This is a genomic window from Stenotrophomonas sp. Steno-Z10-HUANG (assembly GCF_056393075.1).
In genome coordinates, this window is the sequence record NZ_JBWJPA010000012.1 from 44,619 (window position 1) to 59,891 (window position 15,273).

At 68.1% G+C, this 15,273-nt stretch carries 12 protein-coding genes and 6 tRNA genes; 6 read left to right on the forward strand and 12 right to left on the reverse strand.

Going from position 1 to position 15,273, the window contains the following annotated elements; all coding sequences use genetic code 11:
- Positions 1 to 29 precede the first annotated feature (29 nt).
- The 9 genes from clpX to AC06E6_RS14775 form a co-directional block, all read right to left on the reverse strand.
- The gene (clpX, locus tag AC06E6_RS14735) at positions 30 to 1,310 is read right to left on the reverse strand and encodes an ATP-dependent Clp protease ATP-binding subunit ClpX (protein WP_104938188.1); all 1,281 of its coding nucleotides are present in this window, start codon (positions 1,308 to 1,310) and stop codon (positions 30 to 32) included.
- Between the two features lie 127 nt (positions 1,311 to 1,437).
- On the reverse strand, positions 1,438 to 2,064 hold the full coding sequence (clpP, locus tag AC06E6_RS14740) for an ATP-dependent Clp endopeptidase proteolytic subunit ClpP (protein WP_054663499.1): 627 nt from the start codon (positions 2,062 to 2,064) through the stop codon (positions 1,438 to 1,440).
- A 72-nt stretch (positions 2,065 to 2,136) separates the two neighbouring features.
- Entirely contained in the window at positions 2,137 to 3,432 is a 1,296-nt protein-coding gene (gene tig, locus AC06E6_RS14745; protein ID WP_104938186.1) for a trigger factor, read from the reverse strand.
- A gap of 167 nt (positions 3,433 to 3,599) precedes the next feature.
- Positions 3,600 to 3,684, reverse strand: a tRNA-Leu gene (locus tag AC06E6_RS14750).
- Positions 3,685 to 3,868: 184 nt separating this feature from the next.
- Positions 3,869 to 3,944, reverse strand: a tRNA-Lys gene (locus tag AC06E6_RS14755).
- A gap of 111 nt (positions 3,945 to 4,055) precedes the next feature.
- Positions 4,056 to 4,131, reverse strand: a tRNA-Lys gene (locus tag AC06E6_RS14760).
- A gap of 81 nt (positions 4,132 to 4,212) precedes the next feature.
- A tRNA-His gene (locus AC06E6_RS14765) sits at positions 4,213 to 4,289 on the reverse strand.
- 33 nt (positions 4,290 to 4,322) lie between these two features.
- Positions 4,323 to 4,399 (reverse strand) — tRNA-Arg (locus AC06E6_RS14770).
- A 44-nt stretch (positions 4,400 to 4,443) separates the two neighbouring features.
- Positions 4,444 to 4,520: transfer RNA gene (locus tag AC06E6_RS14775), tRNA-Pro, on the reverse strand.
- Between the two features lie 135 nt (positions 4,521 to 4,655).
- Between AC06E6_RS14775 and AC06E6_RS14780 the strand changes: the two genes are divergently transcribed.
- Positions 4,656 to 5,417, forward strand: a complete 762-nt coding sequence (locus AC06E6_RS14780; RefSeq protein WP_240211741.1) for a Bax inhibitor-1/YccA family protein — start codon at positions 4,656 to 4,658, stop codon at positions 5,415 to 5,417.
- 149 nt (positions 5,418 to 5,566) lie between these two features.
- Here the strand turns inward: AC06E6_RS14780 and AC06E6_RS14785 are convergent, their stop codons facing one another.
- From AC06E6_RS14785 to grxC, 3 genes are all read right to left on the reverse strand, one after another.
- Entirely contained in the window at positions 5,567 to 6,571 is a 1,005-nt protein-coding gene (locus AC06E6_RS14785) for an isocitrate dehydrogenase (protein WP_478061838.1), read from the reverse strand.
- A 130-nt stretch (positions 6,572 to 6,701) separates the two neighbouring features.
- Complete coding sequence (locus tag AC06E6_RS14790; protein WP_104938183.1) at positions 6,702 to 7,091, reverse strand: carboxymuconolactone decarboxylase family protein; 390 nt, start codon at positions 7,089 to 7,091, stop codon at positions 6,702 to 6,704.
- Positions 7,088 to 7,384, reverse strand: a complete 297-nt coding sequence (gene grxC, locus AC06E6_RS14795) for a glutaredoxin 3 (RefSeq protein WP_427853122.1) — start codon at positions 7,382 to 7,384, stop codon at positions 7,088 to 7,090. Before grxC ends, AC06E6_RS14790 begins: the two co-directional genes overlap by 4 nt.
- Before the next feature lie 130 nt (positions 7,385 to 7,514).
- Between grxC and AC06E6_RS14800 the strand changes: the two genes are divergently transcribed.
- The 5 genes from AC06E6_RS14800 (at position 7,515) to ppx (ending at position 15,134) form a co-directional block, all read left to right on the forward strand.
- Positions 7,515 to 9,164 carry a M48 family metalloprotease gene (locus tag AC06E6_RS14800; RefSeq protein WP_104938181.1) on the forward strand — a complete coding sequence of 550 codons (1,650 nt, stop codon included), beginning with the start codon at positions 7,515 to 7,517 and terminating at the stop codon, positions 9,162 to 9,164.
- A gap of 87 nt (positions 9,165 to 9,251) precedes the next feature.
- Positions 9,252 to 9,941: a phosphate regulon transcriptional regulator PhoB gene (gene phoB, locus AC06E6_RS14805; RefSeq protein WP_054663482.1), complete on the forward strand. Its 690-nt coding sequence runs from the start codon at positions 9,252 to 9,254 to the stop codon at positions 9,939 to 9,941.
- Positions 9,942 to 10,025: 84 nt separating this feature from the next.
- On the forward strand, positions 10,026 to 11,366 hold the full coding sequence (phoR, locus tag AC06E6_RS14810) for a phosphate regulon sensor histidine kinase PhoR (protein WP_161614822.1): 1,341 nt from the start codon (positions 10,026 to 10,028) through the stop codon (positions 11,364 to 11,366).
- A complete protein-coding gene (ppk1, locus tag AC06E6_RS14815; RefSeq protein WP_478061840.1) occupies positions 11,363 to 13,450 on the forward strand; it encodes a polyphosphate kinase 1 in 2,088 nt (695 codons plus the stop codon). Before phoR ends, ppk1 begins: the two co-directional genes overlap by 4 nt.
- A gap of 157 nt (positions 13,451 to 13,607) precedes the next feature.
- Positions 13,608 to 15,134, forward strand: a complete 1,527-nt coding sequence (gene ppx, locus AC06E6_RS14820; protein ID WP_293764730.1) for an exopolyphosphatase — start codon at positions 13,608 to 13,610, stop codon at positions 15,132 to 15,134.
- Positions 15,135 to 15,273: the final 139 nt, after the last annotated feature.

The following is a 15,273-nucleotide window of genomic DNA, read 5'->3' on the forward strand; positions in this document are numbered from 1 at the left end:
CGCCCGGACAGGAGGCCCGAACGGCCTATTCAGTCACCGGACGCGGCCTTGGCCGGCGGCGTCTGGTAGATCACGTACGGCTCGGACTTGTGCTCGATGACCGATTCGTCCACCACTACCTTGCTCACGTTCTCCTGCGACGGCAGGTCGTACATGGTGTCCAGCAGCACCGACTCGACGATGGTGCGCAGGCCGCGCGCGCCGGTCTTGCGCTTGAGCGCCTTCTTGGCGATGGCCGACAGCGCGTCCGGGCGGAACTCGAGCTCGACGTTCTCCATCTCGAACAGCTTCTTGAACTGCTTGGTGATGGCGTTCTTCGGTTCGGTCAGGATCCTGACCAGCGCCGCTTCGTCCAGCTCCTCCAGGGTCGCCACCACCGGCAGGCGGCCGACGAACTCGGGGATCAGGCCGAACTTGATCAGGTCCTCGGGCTCGACCTCGGCCAGCACCTTGCCCACTTCCTGCTTGCGCTCGCTGCTCTTGACCTTGGCACCGAAGCCGATGCCGCCGGCCTCGCTGGAGCGCTGCTGGATCACCTTGTCCAGCCCGGCGAACGCGCCGCCGCAGATGAACAGGATGTTCTTGGTGTCCACCTGCAGGAATTCCTGCTGCGGGTGCTTGCGCCCGCCCTGCGGCGGCACGCTGGCCACGGTGCCTTCGATCAGCTTCAGCAGGGCCTGCTGCACGCCTTCGCCGGACACGTCGCGGGTGATCGACGGGTTCTCGCTCTTGCGCGAGATCTTGTCGATCTCGTCGATGTAGACGATGCCCTGCTGCGCCTTCTCGACGTCGTAGTCGCACTTCTGCAGCAGCTTCTGGATGATGTTCTCCACGTCCTCGCCGACATAGCCGGCTTCGGTGAGCGTGGTCGCATCGGCCATGGTGAACGGCACGTTGAGCAGCCGCGCCAGCGTCTCGGCCAGCAGGGTCTTGCCCGAGCCGGTCGGGCCGACCAGCAGGATGTTGGACTTGGACAGCTCGACGTCGTCGCTCTTCTGACGGCTCTCGATGCGCTTGTAATGGTTGTACACGGCCACCGCCAGCGTGCGCTTGGCGCGGTTCTGGCCGATCACGTACTGGTCCAGGACCTCGAGGATCTCGCGCGGCTTGGGCAGCGAACTGCGCGCCGACTGCGCCTTTTCCTCAAGTTCCTCGCGGATGATGTCGTTGCACAGCTCCACGCATTCATCGCAGATGAACACGCTCGGACCCGCGATCAGCTTGCGTACTTCATGCTGACTCTTGCCGCAGAACGAGCAGTAAAGGATCTTGCCGCTGTCTCCGGAACGACCTTGCCGGTCTTCGCTCATGCTTCGCTTACCCAGTTGCTCCCCCCGTGAACAGGGGGTTCGATTTCGAGAATAGCACAGGGCCGGATGGACGCCAGTCCACTTCCGACCCTGCAGAAAACGCCGTGTTTTCGGCTACTTGCGCCGGTCACGCCGGCTGGATCGACTCGTCGGGACGCCGCTCCAGGACCTGGTCCACCAGGCCATAGGCCTGGGCATCGGCGGCGCTCTTGAAGTTGTCGCGCTCGGTGTCGCGCGCGATGGTCTCCAGCGACTGCCCGGTGTGCTTGGCCAGCACCTCGTTCAGGCGCGCGCGCAGGGTCAGGATCTCGCGGGCGTGGATGTCGATGTCGGTGGCCTGGCCCTGGAAGCCGCCCAGCGGCTGGTGGATCATCACCCGCGAGTTGGGCAGCGCGAAGCGCTTGCCGGCCGCGCCCGCCGCCAGCAGCAGCGCGCCCATCGAGGCGGCCTGGCCGACGCAGATGGTGCTCACGTCCGGCTTGATGTACTGCATGGTGTCGTAGATCGCCATGCCGGCGGTGACCACGCCACCGGGCGAGTTGATGTAGATGCTGATGTCCTTTTCCGGGTTCTCCGCTTCCAGGAACAGCAGCTGCGCCACCACCAGGTTCGCCATGTGGTCGTCGATCGGGCCGACCAGGAAGATCAGGCGCTCCTTCAGCAGGCGCGAATAGATGTCATAGGCGCGCTCGCCACGGCTGGTCTGTTCGACCACCATGGGAACCAGGTTCAGGGCTTTGGCTCGGTTGTCCATTACGTGGGGCACCTAATCTTGACGGGGAAACATCACCCCGCGCCGGGGCGCGGGGCGGGTGGAGCGACCGCCTTACGGGCGGATCGCTTCCTGGAACGTCAGCACCTGCTCGGTGTGCTGGGCACGCTCGGCGATCCAGTCGATGACCTGCTCTTCCATCACGCGGTTCTGCAGGCCACTCATCAGCTGGGGGTCGTTGCGGTACATCTCAATGACCTGCTCGGGCTCTTCGTAGGTCGAGGCGATCAGGCGCATGGTTTCGTTCAGGCGCTTCGGGTCCAGGCGCAGGTCGTTGCGGCGTGCGACTTCGCCGACCAGCAGGCCGACCAGCACGCGCTTGGAGGCGGCGTCCTTGAAGCCCTCGTGGGCGTCGGCCGGCACCTGGCCCGGGTTGCCGCCCTGGCGGCGGATCGCGTCGATCTGCTGGGCCAGCATGGCGCGGGCTTCGTTCTCGACCAGGCGCGGCGGCAGCTCGACCGAGGCGTAGGCGGCGATCAGCTGCTCGCCCACTTCGCGGCGCAGGCGGTTCATCAGCGCGCCCTTGAGCTCGCGCTCCAGGTTGGCGCGGATGTCGGCGCGGAACTGCGCCAGCTCACCGTTCTTGACGCCGAAGCTCTTGATGAAGGCCGCATCGACCTCCGGCACCACCGGCTCGGACACCTCGGTGGCCTTGACCGTGACCTTGACGTTCTTGCCGGCCAGCGCCGGAACGCGCCAGTCGGCCGGGAACGCGACGTCCAGGGTCTTTTCCTCGCCCTTGGCCAGGCCGACCAGGCCCTGCTCGATCTGCTCGAACATCATGCCCTGGCCGATGATGATGGTGCCCTGCTCGGCGCCTTCGGCCGGCAGGCGTTCGTCACCGGCCTGCGACCAGGTTTCCAGCGCCACCAGGTCGCCTTCCTGCGCGCCACGCGCGACCGCCTTCCAGGTGCGGCGCTGCTGGCGCAGGTTCTCGATCATCTGGTCGATGTCGGCGTCGGTGACTTCGGCGCTGTGGCGCACCACGGTCAGCTTGGTCACGTCGACATCGCCGAAGTCCGGCACCAGCTCGACGGTGGCGACGAAATCGAACTCGCCCTCGCCGGCCTTGTCGATGCGCGGGGTGCCGGCAATGCGCAGCTCATGCTCGCGCAGCGCGGCGTCGAAGGTCTCGCGCAGCAGGCCGTCCATCGCTTCGGCGCGCACCTGCTGGCCAAAACGCTGCTCGACCACCTTGGCCGGCACCTTGCCCGGACGGAAGCCCTTGATGCGCACGGTGCGCGCGATCTCGCCGAGCCGGCCACTGATGTGGCTCTGCAGGCGCTCCTCCGGCAGGGAGAAGGTCAGGCGGCGTTCCAGGTTGCCGGTGGATTCGATCGAAGCTTGCATGTGGACTCCTGCCACCGGTGGCGCCCTGGCCCCGGTACGATGTGGAAGATGAACGGTTTCCGACGGACATGATTCCGCCGCAGCCCTGTAGTTTCGCCGATTCCGGCTGGCGCTTCCAGCCTGCCCCCGGACAGGCGCGCCCGGGGAACATCCGGCCGACACACGGATGGTGCGAAAGGGGGGACTCGAACCCCCACGCCTTGCGGCACTGGAACCTAAATCCAGGGCGTCTACCAATTCCGCCACTTTCGCGTCCGGCCGGCATTGTTGCAGACCTGCGGGCAAAAAGAACGCCGGAGGCGCGCCTTCCGCGGCATGCGATCGCGCCGATGCCACCGGCATCCGCGGCATCGGCCAGCCGGGGACACCGGCACGCTCCGGCCATGCCTGCCACCGGGCAGAGAAAAGGGCACCCGCCGGAGCGGGTGCCCTTGTCTGGTGGGCTGTCAAGGATTCGAACCTTGGACCTATTGATTAAGAGTCAACTGCTCTACCAACTGAGCTAACAGCCCTGAAACATGGGTGTGCGCAGTCACCTGCGACACCGGATTCCTGCGGCGAAGCGCAGGCTCCCCACTCTGGAGGAAAACAGCCACCGGGCTATGCCAGGTGGCTGTCTGTGTTGGTGGGCCGTCAAGGATTCGAACCTTGGACCAATTGATTAAGAGTCAACTGCTCTACCAACTGAGCTAACGGCCCTGAAAATCAGGGGGCAAATGATACCTGCACCCTTCAGTTCCTTCAACCCCGGAACGCATGTTCCGGCGTCTTTCTGTTCAATGGGGTGGCTGAGGGGATTCGAACCCCCGACCACTGGAATCACAATCCAGTACTCTAACCAACTGAGCTACAGCCACCACTGAAAACTACAACCCACCGCTTGCGCCGATTGGCGCGCCCGACAGGAATCGAACCTGTAACCGCCGGCTTAGAAGGCCGGTGCTCTATCCAGTTGAGCTACGGGCGCTCTGACCGGATCGTCGCACTCCAACACGCGCTGGTCGCGTCGGATGGTCGGGGTAGAGGGATTCGAACCCCCGACATCCTGCTCCCAAAGCAGGCGCGCTACCAGACTGCGCTATACCCCGGCGGTGAATCTCCCGAGGTTCCCCCCCGAAAGGTCGGCTATTGTCGGGAGTGCGGAGCGGTCTGTCAACGGCGGATTTCATCGCGGCGGCAGTTGGTTATGCTGCCGGCATCCATACACGCCCCAGGAGCCCCACGTGCGCAGCGGCAACCCAGCCCTCTCCGATTCCACCTTCCTCGACCCCGGCAGCGGCGCGGTGGTCTCGCGCGGCGCCGGGGCGATGACCCTCAACGGCACCGTCAACAAGACCGGCCTGCTGTTGCTGCTGGCGGTGATCACCGCGGCCTTCGCCTGGAATCAGGCGCTGACCGATACCGGCGAACTCGCCAGCGGCGCGCGCCTGTACCTGTGGGGCGGCCTGATCGGCGGCTTCGTGCTGGCCATGGTCACCATCTTCAAGAAGCAGTGGGCGCCGGTCAGCGCGCCGCTCTATGCGCTGGCGGAGGGCCTGTTCCTGGGCACCATTTCGGCACTCTACGAGGCACGCTTCCAGGGCATCGTGTTCCAGGCGGTCCTGCTGACCTTCGGCACCCTGTTCGCGCTGCTGTTCGCCTACCGCAGCGGGCTGATCAAGGCCACCGAGAACTTCAAGCTCGGCGTGGTCGCGGCCACCGGCGGCATCGCCCTGGTGTACCTGGCCACGATCGTACTGGGCTTGTTCAACATCCAGATCCCCTACATCCACCAGTCCGGCCTGATCGGCATCGGCTTCAGCCTGTTCGTGGTGGTGATCGCCGCCCTGAACCTGGTACTGGATTTCGACTTCATCGAGAGCGGCGTGGAAGCCGGCGCACCGAAGTACATGGAGTGGTACGGCGCGTTCGGGCTGATGGTGACGCTGGTGTGGCTGTACATCGAGTTCCTGCGCCTGCTGTCCAAGCTGCAGTCGCGCAACTGACCGCACCGCCACCGCACGCGGCCGGCAGCAACGCCGCTGCCGGCCGATCAAGCGGCCGCCAGGCCAGCGCGCTCGCGGCGGGCATTGCAGCCGATGAACGAAGAAGGGCGCCAGCGGCGCCCTTCTCTCCATCCACAACCGCGCGCGCCTTACAGCCGGCTGGCGATGGCCCGGGCGAAGTCCATGGTGCCGCCGGTGCCGCCAAGGTCGCCGGTCAGCGAATCCTTGGCTTCCATGGTGGCGACGATGGCCTTGCGCAGGCGCTCGGCGTTCTGCGGCTGGCCGACGTGGTCCAGCATCTGCGCGGCGCCCAGCAGCAGCGCGCACGGGTTGGCGATGCCCTTGCCGGCAATGTCCGGCGCGGTGCCGTGCACGGCCTCGAAAATGGCCGCGCTCTCGCCGATGTTGGCGCCCGGGGCCAGGCCCAGGCCGCCGACCAGGCCGGCGCACAGGTCGGAGATGATGTCGCCGAACAGGTTGGTGGTGACGATCACGTCGAACTGCTCGGGACGCATCACCAGCTGCATGCAGGCGTTGTCCACGATCATTTCCTGGAACTCGATTTCCGGGTACTTCGCGGCCACTTCGCGGGCGACGTTCAGGAACAGGCCCGAGGTCGACTTGATGATGTTGGCCTTGTGCACGGCGGTGACCTTCTTGCGGCCGGTGCTGCGGGCCAGCTCGAAGGCGTAGCGCACGATGCGCTCGGAACCCGTGCGGGTGATGCGGGTGCCGGAGAACGCGGTCTCGCCGTCAGCCGAGACTTCCTGGCCTTCGGACAGGTAGGCGCCTTCGGTGTTCTCGCGCACGGTGATCAGGTCAACGTTCTCGTAGCGCGACTTGGTGTTCGGGAACGAGATCGCCGGGCGCACGTTCGCGTACAGGTCGAACTGGCGGCGCAGGGCCACATTGATCGAGCTGAAGCCACCGCCGACCGGGGTGGTCAGCGGGCTCTTCAGCGCGACCTTGTTCTTCTTGATCGATTCCAGCGTGCTGGCCGGGATCAGCTCACCGTGCTTTTCCAGCGCGGCCAGGCCGGCATCGGCGAACTCGTAGGACAGCCCCGCGCCGAGCTTGTCGAGCACGAACAGGGTGGCGTCCATGATTTCCGGGCCGATGCCATCGCCGCGGATGACGGTGATTGTCTGCGTCATGATTTGGGTTCCGAACTGGGAGGGGGAGCGTGCGCCGGCCGGCAGCCCGGGATCAGGCGCATCCAAAAGTTTCAACTGTCAATTATGCCTGATCCGCCCGCCCCGCCCCAACTGGACCAAGGTCGCAGGTTCAGCCGTGGTCGTGGCCGGCCGGCGCCTCCGCGGCCCCGGACTCGAGCTGGTCCAGGAAGTCCACCGCGCGCCGCAGGTGCGGGATCACGATCGAACCACCGACCACCAGGCCCACCGAGAAGGTCTCGAAGAACTCCTCGCGGCTGACCCCGGCGTCCTTGCACTGGGCCACGTGGTAGCTGATGCAGTCGTCGCAGCGCAGCACCAGCGAGGCCACCAGACCCAGCAGCTCCTTGGTCTTCACGTCCAGCGCGCCGGCCTGGTAGGTCTGCGTGTCCAGCGCGAAGAAGCGCCGCACCACCTGGTTGGGCTCGGCCAGGATGCGCTGGTTCATGCGCTGGCGGAACGCGGTGAATTCGGCCACGCGGTCCTTGTCCGCGCCGCTCATGCGCCCTCCCCCGCCAGCAGCGGCTCGAGCCGGCCGGCACGGTGCAGCGCCATCATGTCGTCATAGCCACCCACATGGACCTCGCCGACGAAGATCTGCGGCACGCTGGTGCGGCGGGTCAATGCCATCATCTTCTCGCGCTCGGCCGGGTCCAGGTCGATGCGCACCTCGTTCCAGGTGCGGCCCTTGCTCTTGAGGAAATTCTTGGCGGCCACGCAGTACGGGCACACGGCGGTGGAGTAGATGGTGATCTCGGGGGTCTGGCTGCTCACGGGAAACTCCGCGCGGTAAATGTTGTCCCTATATGGTAGCGGCGCGCCGGATCACACCGTCCAACGCTGGAACACTGCGGGTTAACCTGTGCTTCACACCCGTGCCCCGCTTCCCCGTCATTCTCGGCCCAGTCGCCCCGGAGCCCCACGCTTGCGAACCCTGCTGCTCGCCACCGCCGTCACCCTGGCCCTGGCCACGCCCCTGTCCCGGGCCCAGGACAGCAAGCTGCCGGACATCGGCTCGTCCGCCGGCGAACTGCTCACCCCGGCGCGGCAGGCCGAGTACGGCGGCATGATGCTGCGCGAACTGCGCAATTACGGTTACCTGGTGGATGACCCGCTGGTCGACGACTGGCTGCAGGCCATGGGCACCCGGCTCGGCTCCAACAGCGCCCAGCCGCAGCAGAAGTTCACCTTCTTCATGCTCAAGGACCGGCAGATCAACGCCTTTGCCACCCTCGGCGGCTACATCGGCATGAATGCCGGCCTGGTGCTGACCGCCGAGCGCGAGGACGAAGTGGCCGCGGTGCTGTCGCACGAGATCTCGCACGTCACCCAGCAGCACGTGCTGCGCAGCGTCGAAAAGGCGCAGCGCGACCAGATCCCGATCCTGCTGGGCATGCTCGCGGCGGTGATCGCGGCGCAGCAGGCCGGCGGCAACTCCTCTGGCGACGCGACGATGGCGGCGATCAGCTCGGGCATGGGCCTGATGCAGCAGCTGCAGATCAACTTCACCCGCTCCAACGAATCGGAGGCCGACCGGCTCGGCATCCGCACGCTGGCGCGCAGCGGCTACGACGTCGATGCGATGGCCGGCTTCTTCGAGCGGATGTCCGCGGCGATGCGCGGCAACGAGGGCGGCTACTCGACGCCCGACTTCCTGCGCACCCACCCGGTGACCATCACCCGCATCAGCGAAGCCAAGGCCCGCGCCGAGCAGATGAAGAAGGACACGGTGCTGCTGACCACCTCCACCCCCGACGGGGTGCGCCAGGAACGGGTGAACCCGGCCGACCCGGTCCCGGACCCCGCCAAGGCCAGCGGCAACCCGCTGCTGCCGGGGTCGATACAGCTGTCGCTGCCGTCGATCGGGCTGCCGCGCGGCGCCAGCGGCCAGTTCGACTGGGCCCGCGAACGCCTGCGCGTGCTCAGCGCCCCGACCCCATCCGAGCTGGTGCGCGAGTACCAGGACCTGCGCCGCAGCCAGAAGGACGGGCTGAGCGACGCGCAGCGCTATGGCGTGGCCATCGCCCAGCTGCGCGATGGCACCGGCGCGCTGCAGCAGGCCCTGCAGGAGCTGCAGCAACTGCAGTCCGAGCACCCCGACAACCTGTGGGTGAACCTGGCGCTGGGCGAGGCCGAGTCGCGCAACGGCCGCCACGCCGATGCCAACCGCCGCTTCGAGGCCTTGCTGCAGAAGCTGCCGCAGAGCCGGCCGGTGGCGCTGACCTACGCCCAGGTGCTCAACGAGCAGGGCGGCATGGAGGCCGGCAAGCGCGCCCAGGCCATGCTGCGCCCGCTGCTGGCCCGCGCCGGCGACGACCCGGTGTTCCAGCGCACGTTCGCCCGTGCCTGCGAGCTGGCCGGCGACAATGCCCGCGCCAGCGAAGCCTATGCCGAGGCCGCTTACCTGAACGGGCGCCCGGAACAGGCCCTGCTGCAGTTCCAGGCGCTGCTCAAGCAGCCCGGCCTGGACTATGTCAGCCGCGCCCGGGTGGACGCGCGGATCGAGGCGATCATGCCCACCGTGCTGGAAATGCGCCGGCTGGGCATGCGCGACCCGGACATGCAGCGCCGCTGACGCCCCGGCCGGCGCTGTCACAAACCGGTCATCAAACCGTAGTCTACTGGGCACATCCGGTCCGATGGGCTTCATGGTAGGCAAGACGTGCAGAAACGCATCCTTATCGTCGATGATGAACCGGCGATCCGCGACATGGTCGCGTTCGCGCTGCGCAAGGGGGAATACGAGCCGGTGCATGCCGGGGACGCGCTGGAGGCGCAGACCGCCATCGCCGACCGCGTGCCCGACATGATCCTGCTGGACTGGATGCTGCCCGGCACCAGTGGCCTGGAGCTGGCCCGCCGCTGGCGCAAGGAGGCGCTGACCCGCGACGTGCCGATCATCATGCTTACCGCGCGTGGCGAGGAAAACGACCGTGTCGGCGGGCTGGAGGCCGGCGTGGACGATTACGTGGTCAAGCCGTTCTCGGCGCGCGAGCTGCTGGCGCGCATCCGCGCGGTGATGCGCCGCACCCGCGACGACGACGAGGACGGCAGCGTGGCGATCGGCCCGATCCGAATCGACGGCGCCGCGCACCGGGTGTTCGCCGGCGACGCGCCGGTCTCGATCGGCCCCACCGAGTACCGCCTGCTGCATTTCTTCATGACCCATCCCGAGCGCGTCTACACCCGCTCGCAGCTGCTGGACCACGTATGGGGCGGCAGCGTCTACGTGGAAGAGCGCACCATCGACGTGCACATCCGCCGCCTGCGCAAGACCCTGGAACCGTTCGGCGCCGAGAACATGGTGCAGACCGTGCGCGGTGCCGGCTACCGCTTCTCGGCCTCGGTCTGAGCGCGGCGCCGCGGCCGGCGCCCGCGCTTCCTGCTATAACCGGTCGCAGTGCCCAAGGTTCCACCCGCATCACCCGAGAGCGCAATGCCCCGCCAATTCCGATCCGCCTGGTTGAAGACGCTGGCCACCCTGGCCGCGCTGCTGTTGTCGGCCCTGCTGATCGGCGCCCTGCTCGGGCATCCCGCGTGGGTGCTGGCGCTGGCCGCGCTCGGGATCCTCGCCTGGCATTACTGGCGGTTGCGCCAGGTGCTGCTGCGCCTGACCGCGCGCCAGCGCTGGGAAACCGCCCGCGGCACCGGCGTATGGAACGAGCTTGACCGCCTGCTGTACCGCAACCAGCAGGAAATGCGCGTGCGCAAGCGGCGCCTGATCGACATGCTGCGCAGCTACCGCGCGGCCGCCGCGGCGCTGCCCGACGCGGTGGTGGTGGTGGACCGCAACACCCAGCGCGTGCAGTGGTTCAACGAGGCGGCCACCGCGCTGCTGGGCCTGCAGCATCCGGCCGACATGGACGCGCCGCTGGTGGAGCGCCTGCAGCCGCTGCCGCTGGCGCACTGGCTGGCCGGCGGGCGCAACGCCGAACCCATCCTGGACGCCAATTCGCCGGTCGATCCGGGCATCCGCCTGCACTTGCGGCTGATTCCGTACTCGGACCACCACTGGCTGCTGGTGGCGCGCGACGTGACCAAGCTGCTGCACCTGGAGCAGGTGCGCCGCGACTTCGTCGCCAACGTCTCGCACGAGCTGCGCACGCCGCTGACGGTGGTGCACGGTTACCTGGACATGATGGACCCGGAGGATTTCCCCGACACCGGGCCGATGCTGGCGGAGATGCGCAAGCAGTCCCAGCGCATGGCGCAGCTGGTGGAAGACCTGCTCACCCTGTCGCGGCTGGAATCGCAGCAGCAGACCGAGCTGGAAACCGTGGCGATGACCTCGATGCTCGCCTCGCTGCGGCGCGAAGCCGAGGCCCACAGCCAGGGCCGCCACACGATCACCATCGAGGACAGCGCCGGGGTCGACCTGGCCGGCTCCAACAAGGAGCTGCACAGCGCGTTCTCCAACCTGGTCACCAACGCGGTGCGCTACACCCCGGCCGGCGGCCGCATCACCCTGACCTTCGCCCGCGAGGGCGACGGCGCGGTGCTGGCGGTGACCGACACCGGCTACGGCATCCCGGCCAACCACCTGCCGCGCCTGACCGAACGCTTCTACCGCGTGTCCAGCAGCCGTTCGCGCGAGAGCGGCGGCACCGGCCTGGGCCTGTCCATCGTCAAGCACATCCTCGGCCTGCACCAGGCGCGGCTGGAGATCCGCAGCGAAGTCGGCCAGGGCAGTACCTTCGCCTGCCATTTCGACGCCGAACACGTCCGCCCGCGCACCGCCCTCCCCTCGCCACCGTCCACGGAAGACTCCCCGGCATGAACGCTCCCGTCCCGTCCCCCGTTGCCGCGGCCCCGGGCAATGACCCGCTGCGCGACCCGGCGCTGTACATCAACCGCGAGCTGTCGCAGCTGGACTTCAACTTCCGGGTGCTGGCGCAGGCCATGGACGAACAGGTGCCATTGCTGGAGCGGCTGCGCTTCCTGTGCATTTCCTGCACCAACTTGGATGAGTTCTTCGAGATCCGTGCCGCGGCGGTGCGCCACGCGCAGGAGTTCGGCCTGCCGCCGGCGCCGGACGGGATGAGCCCGCAGGAAATCCTGAGCGCCATCCACGACCGCGCCGCCGAACTGGTGGAACAGCAGTACCGCTGCTGGAACGAGGTGCTGCGCCCGGCGCTGCAGGACGCGGGTATCGGCATCCTCTCGCCGTCGACCTGGACCGCGCGCCAGCGCCGCTGGCTGCGTGCCTACTTCCGCAACGAGATCATGCCGGTGCTCTCGCCGTTGGGGCTGGATCCGTCGCATCCGTTCCCGAAGATCCTCAACAAGTCGCTGAACATCGTCGTCGTGCTCAAGGGCACCGACGCCTTCGGCCGCGCCGGCCACCTGGCGCTGGTGCGCGCGCCGCGCTCGCTGCCACGCATCATCCAGCTGCCCAAGTCGCTGGGCGGCACCCAGAACTTCGTGCTGCTCTCGGCGGTGCTGTCCACCTTCGTCAACGAACTGTTCCCGGGCATGGACGTACGCGGCGCCTACCAATTCCGGGTCACCCGCAACTCCGAGCTGGTGGTGGACGAGGAGGAAGTGGAAAACCTGGCGCTGGCGCTGCGCGACGAGCTGGTCGACCGCGGCTACCGGCCGGCGGTGCGGCTGGAGATCGCCCATGACTGCCCGCGGCCGATCGTGCAGACCCTGCTGCAGAACTTCGGCCTGTCCGAGAACGCCGCCTACCGCATCGACGGCTCGGTCAACCTCAACCGCGTCATCCAGGTCTACGACCTGGTGCAGCGGCCGGAGCTGAAGTACCCGCCGATGACCCCGCGCGTGCTCAAGACGTCCGAGGGCATCTTCGAGGCGGTGGCGCGCGAGGACGTGCTGCTGCACCACCCGTTCGACTCGTTCAGCACCGTGCTGGAGCTGATCCGTGAAGCCGCGGTGGACCCCAACGTGCTGGCGATCAAGCAGACCCTGTACCGCACCGGCAAGGATTCGGGGATCGTCGAGGCGCTGATCCAGGCCGCGCGCAACGGCAAGGACGTGACCGTGGTGGTCGAGCTGCGCGCGCGTTTCGACGAAGAGGCCAACCTCGGCCTGGCCGATCGCCTGCAGGACGCCGGCGTGCAGGTGGTCTACGGCGTGGTCGGCTACAAGACCCACGCCAAGATGCTGCTGATCGTGCGCCGCGAAGGGCGCAAGCTGCGCCGCTACGTGCACCTGGGCACCGGCAACTACCACAGCGGCACCGCGCGCGCCTACACCGACCTGAGCCTGATCACCGCCGATCCGGACATCGGCAACGACGTGCACCAGCTGTTCCAGCAGCTGTCCGGGCTGGCCTCGAAGATGAAGCTGGAATGCCTGCTGCAGTCGCCGTTCACCCTGCACGCCGGCCTGCTGCAGCGGATCGAGCGCGAGACCCGGCTGGCGCTGGACGGCAAGCCGGGGCGGATCATCGCCAAGATGAACGCGCTCAACGAGCCGCAGGTGATCCGCGCCCTGTACGCGGCGTCGCAGGCCGGCGTGCAGATCGACCTGATCGTGCGCGGTGCGTGCACCCTGCGCCCCGGGGTGCAGGGCGTCTCCGACAACATCCGGGTGCGCTCGATCGTCGGCCGCTTCCTGGAGCACAGCCGCGTCTACTGGTTCGGCAACAACGGCGCGCCCGAGCTGTACTGCGCCAGCGCCGACTGGCTGGAGCGCAACCTGCTGCGGCGCGTGGAGACCTGCTTCCCGATCCTGGACAGCGACCTGGCCCGTCGGATCTACCGCGAGGTGCTGCAGAACTACCTGGACGACAACCTCAACGCCTGGGAACTGCAGGCCGACGGCCGCTACCGCAAGTGCGTGCCGCAGCCCGGACAGCCGCCGCACTCGGCGCAGCAGGCATTGCTGGAAGCGCTGTAACGCTGCCGCCGCGACCGCGCATGGCCGCCCGCGTGGGCCCGGCCGTGCGCCGGGCAGCCCGCCGTGCGCGGCGGGCATGCCGGTGCGGCCGTGGCGCCGGTTCACGGTTTCGCGCACGGGGTGACACGCGCCCCCGGCCATCCACTACCATTCCGCCATGCCCCAGTCCTCCCCGACCTTTCCCCCGCTGCAGGACGGCGACCTGCTGGCCGCCATCGACCTGGGCTCCAACAGCTTCCACATGGTCATCGCCCGCTACCTGCTCGGCCAGCTGCGGGTGGTCGACCGCCTGCGCGAGACCGTGCGCATGGCCGACGGCCTCGACGGCAAGGGGGGATTGTCGGCCGAGGCGCGGCAACGCGCGCTCGAATGCCTGGCCCGTTTCGGCCAGCGCATCCGCAACATCCCGCCGTACCGGGTGCGCGCGCTGGCCACCAACACCGTGCGCCAGCTGCGCTCGCCGCTGTCGTTCCTGATGCCGGCCGAGACCGCGCTGGGCCACGCCATCGAAGTGGTCAACGGCCGCGAGGAGGCGCGCCTGATCTACCTGGGCGTGGCCCATGCGCAGCCGCCCAAGCCGGGCCAGCGGCGGCTGGTGATCGACATCGGTGGCGGCTCCACCGAATTCATCATCGGCAGCGGCATGCAGCCGCTGGAACGCGAAAGCCTGCAGGCCGGCTGCATCGCCAGCACCCGGCGCTTCTTCCCCGGCGGCAAGCTGAGCAAGAAGCGCTGGAAGGACGCACTGACCGAGATCAGCGCCGAGTTCCAGCCGTTCGCCGCCAAGTACCGGGCGCTGGGCTGGGACGAGGCACTGGGGTCGTCCGGCACCCACAAGGCGATCAGCGAGATCTGCGCGGCGATGAAGCTGAGCAAGGGCGCGATCACCGCCCAGGCCCTGCCGCAGCTGCGCGACGAACTGCTGCGCGCGCGGCACATCGACGACATCAACCTGCCCACCCTGTCCAGCGAGCGGCGGCCGATCATCGCCGGCGGCGTGCTGGTGCTCGAGGCCGCCTTCCAGTCGCTGGGCCTGCAGAAGCTGCTGGTCAGCAAGGCGGCGATGCGCGAGGGCATCCTCTACGACATCATGGGCCGCGCCAGCGACAACGACCCGCGCGACGAATCGGTGGCGGCGCTGACCCGCCGCTACGACATCGATGCCGCCCAGGCGCTGCGCGTGGAAGCGACCGCCCAGCGCCTGTTCGAGCAGGTCGCCGAAAGCTGGAAACTGGACTCGGACGACGCCCGCATGCTGGGCTGGGCCGCGCGCCTGCACGAACTGGGGCTGATGATCGCCCACAGCGGCTACCACACCCACGGCAGCTACGTGATCGAGCACTCGGACATCGCCGGCTTCTCGCGCCAGGAGCAGCAGATGCTGGCGGCGCTGATCCGCACCCACCGCCGCGGCGTGCCCAAGACCGCTTTCGACGCCCTGCCCGACCGCCTGCTGCTGCCGGCCCGCCGCACCGCCGCGCTGCTGCGGCTGGCGGTGCTGCTGCACCGCTCGCACGAGGACGACCCGATTCCGACGCTGGACCTGAGCGTGGACGGCAACACTCTGTCACTGGTGCTGGACAAGGCCTTCATCGACGCCCGCCCGCTGCTGCGCGCCGACCTGGTCGGCGAGGCCGAGGGCATGGCCGGCCTGGGCATCGCATTCCGGCCGTTCGTCGCCTGAATCCCCTGGTGCATGCCGGGCCCGCCCCGCATGGGGCTGCGGGGCATGCAGGGGCGCGGCACGGCGCCGCTGCCCCGGGCGCTGTCATGCCAGCGACGCACGCCGGTCATATCGCTGCCACCCCTTCTGCCCATGCTGC

Coding starts and splice junctions, on each gene's coding strand:
- clpX (WP_104938188.1), bottom strand. CDS start 1,310: ATGAGCGAAGACCGGCAAGGTCGTTCCGGAGACAGCGGCAAGATCCTT.
- clpP (WP_054663499.1), bottom strand. CDS start 2,064: ATGGACAACCGAGCCAAAGCCCTGAACCTGGTTCCCATGGTGGTCGAA.
- tig (WP_104938186.1), bottom strand. CDS start 3,432: ATGCAAGCTTCGATCGAATCCACCGGCAACCTGGAACGCCGCCTGACC.
- AC06E6_RS14785 (WP_478061838.1), bottom strand. CDS start 6,571: ATGACGCAGACAATCACCGTCATCCGCGGCGATGGCATCGGCCCGGAA.
- AC06E6_RS14790 (WP_104938183.1), bottom strand. CDS start 7,091: ATGAGCGGCGCGGACAAGGACCGCGTGGCCGAATTCACCGCGTTCCGC.
- phoR (WP_161614822.1), top strand. CDS start 10,026: ATGCCCCGCCAATTCCGATCCGCCTGGTTGAAGACGCTGGCCACCCTG.
- ppk1 (WP_478061840.1), top strand. CDS start 11,363: ATGAACGCTCCCGTCCCGTCCCCCGTTGCCGCGGCCCCGGGCAATGAC.
- ppx (WP_293764730.1), top strand. CDS start 13,608: ATGCCCCAGTCCTCCCCGACCTTTCCCCCGCTGCAGGACGGCGACCTG.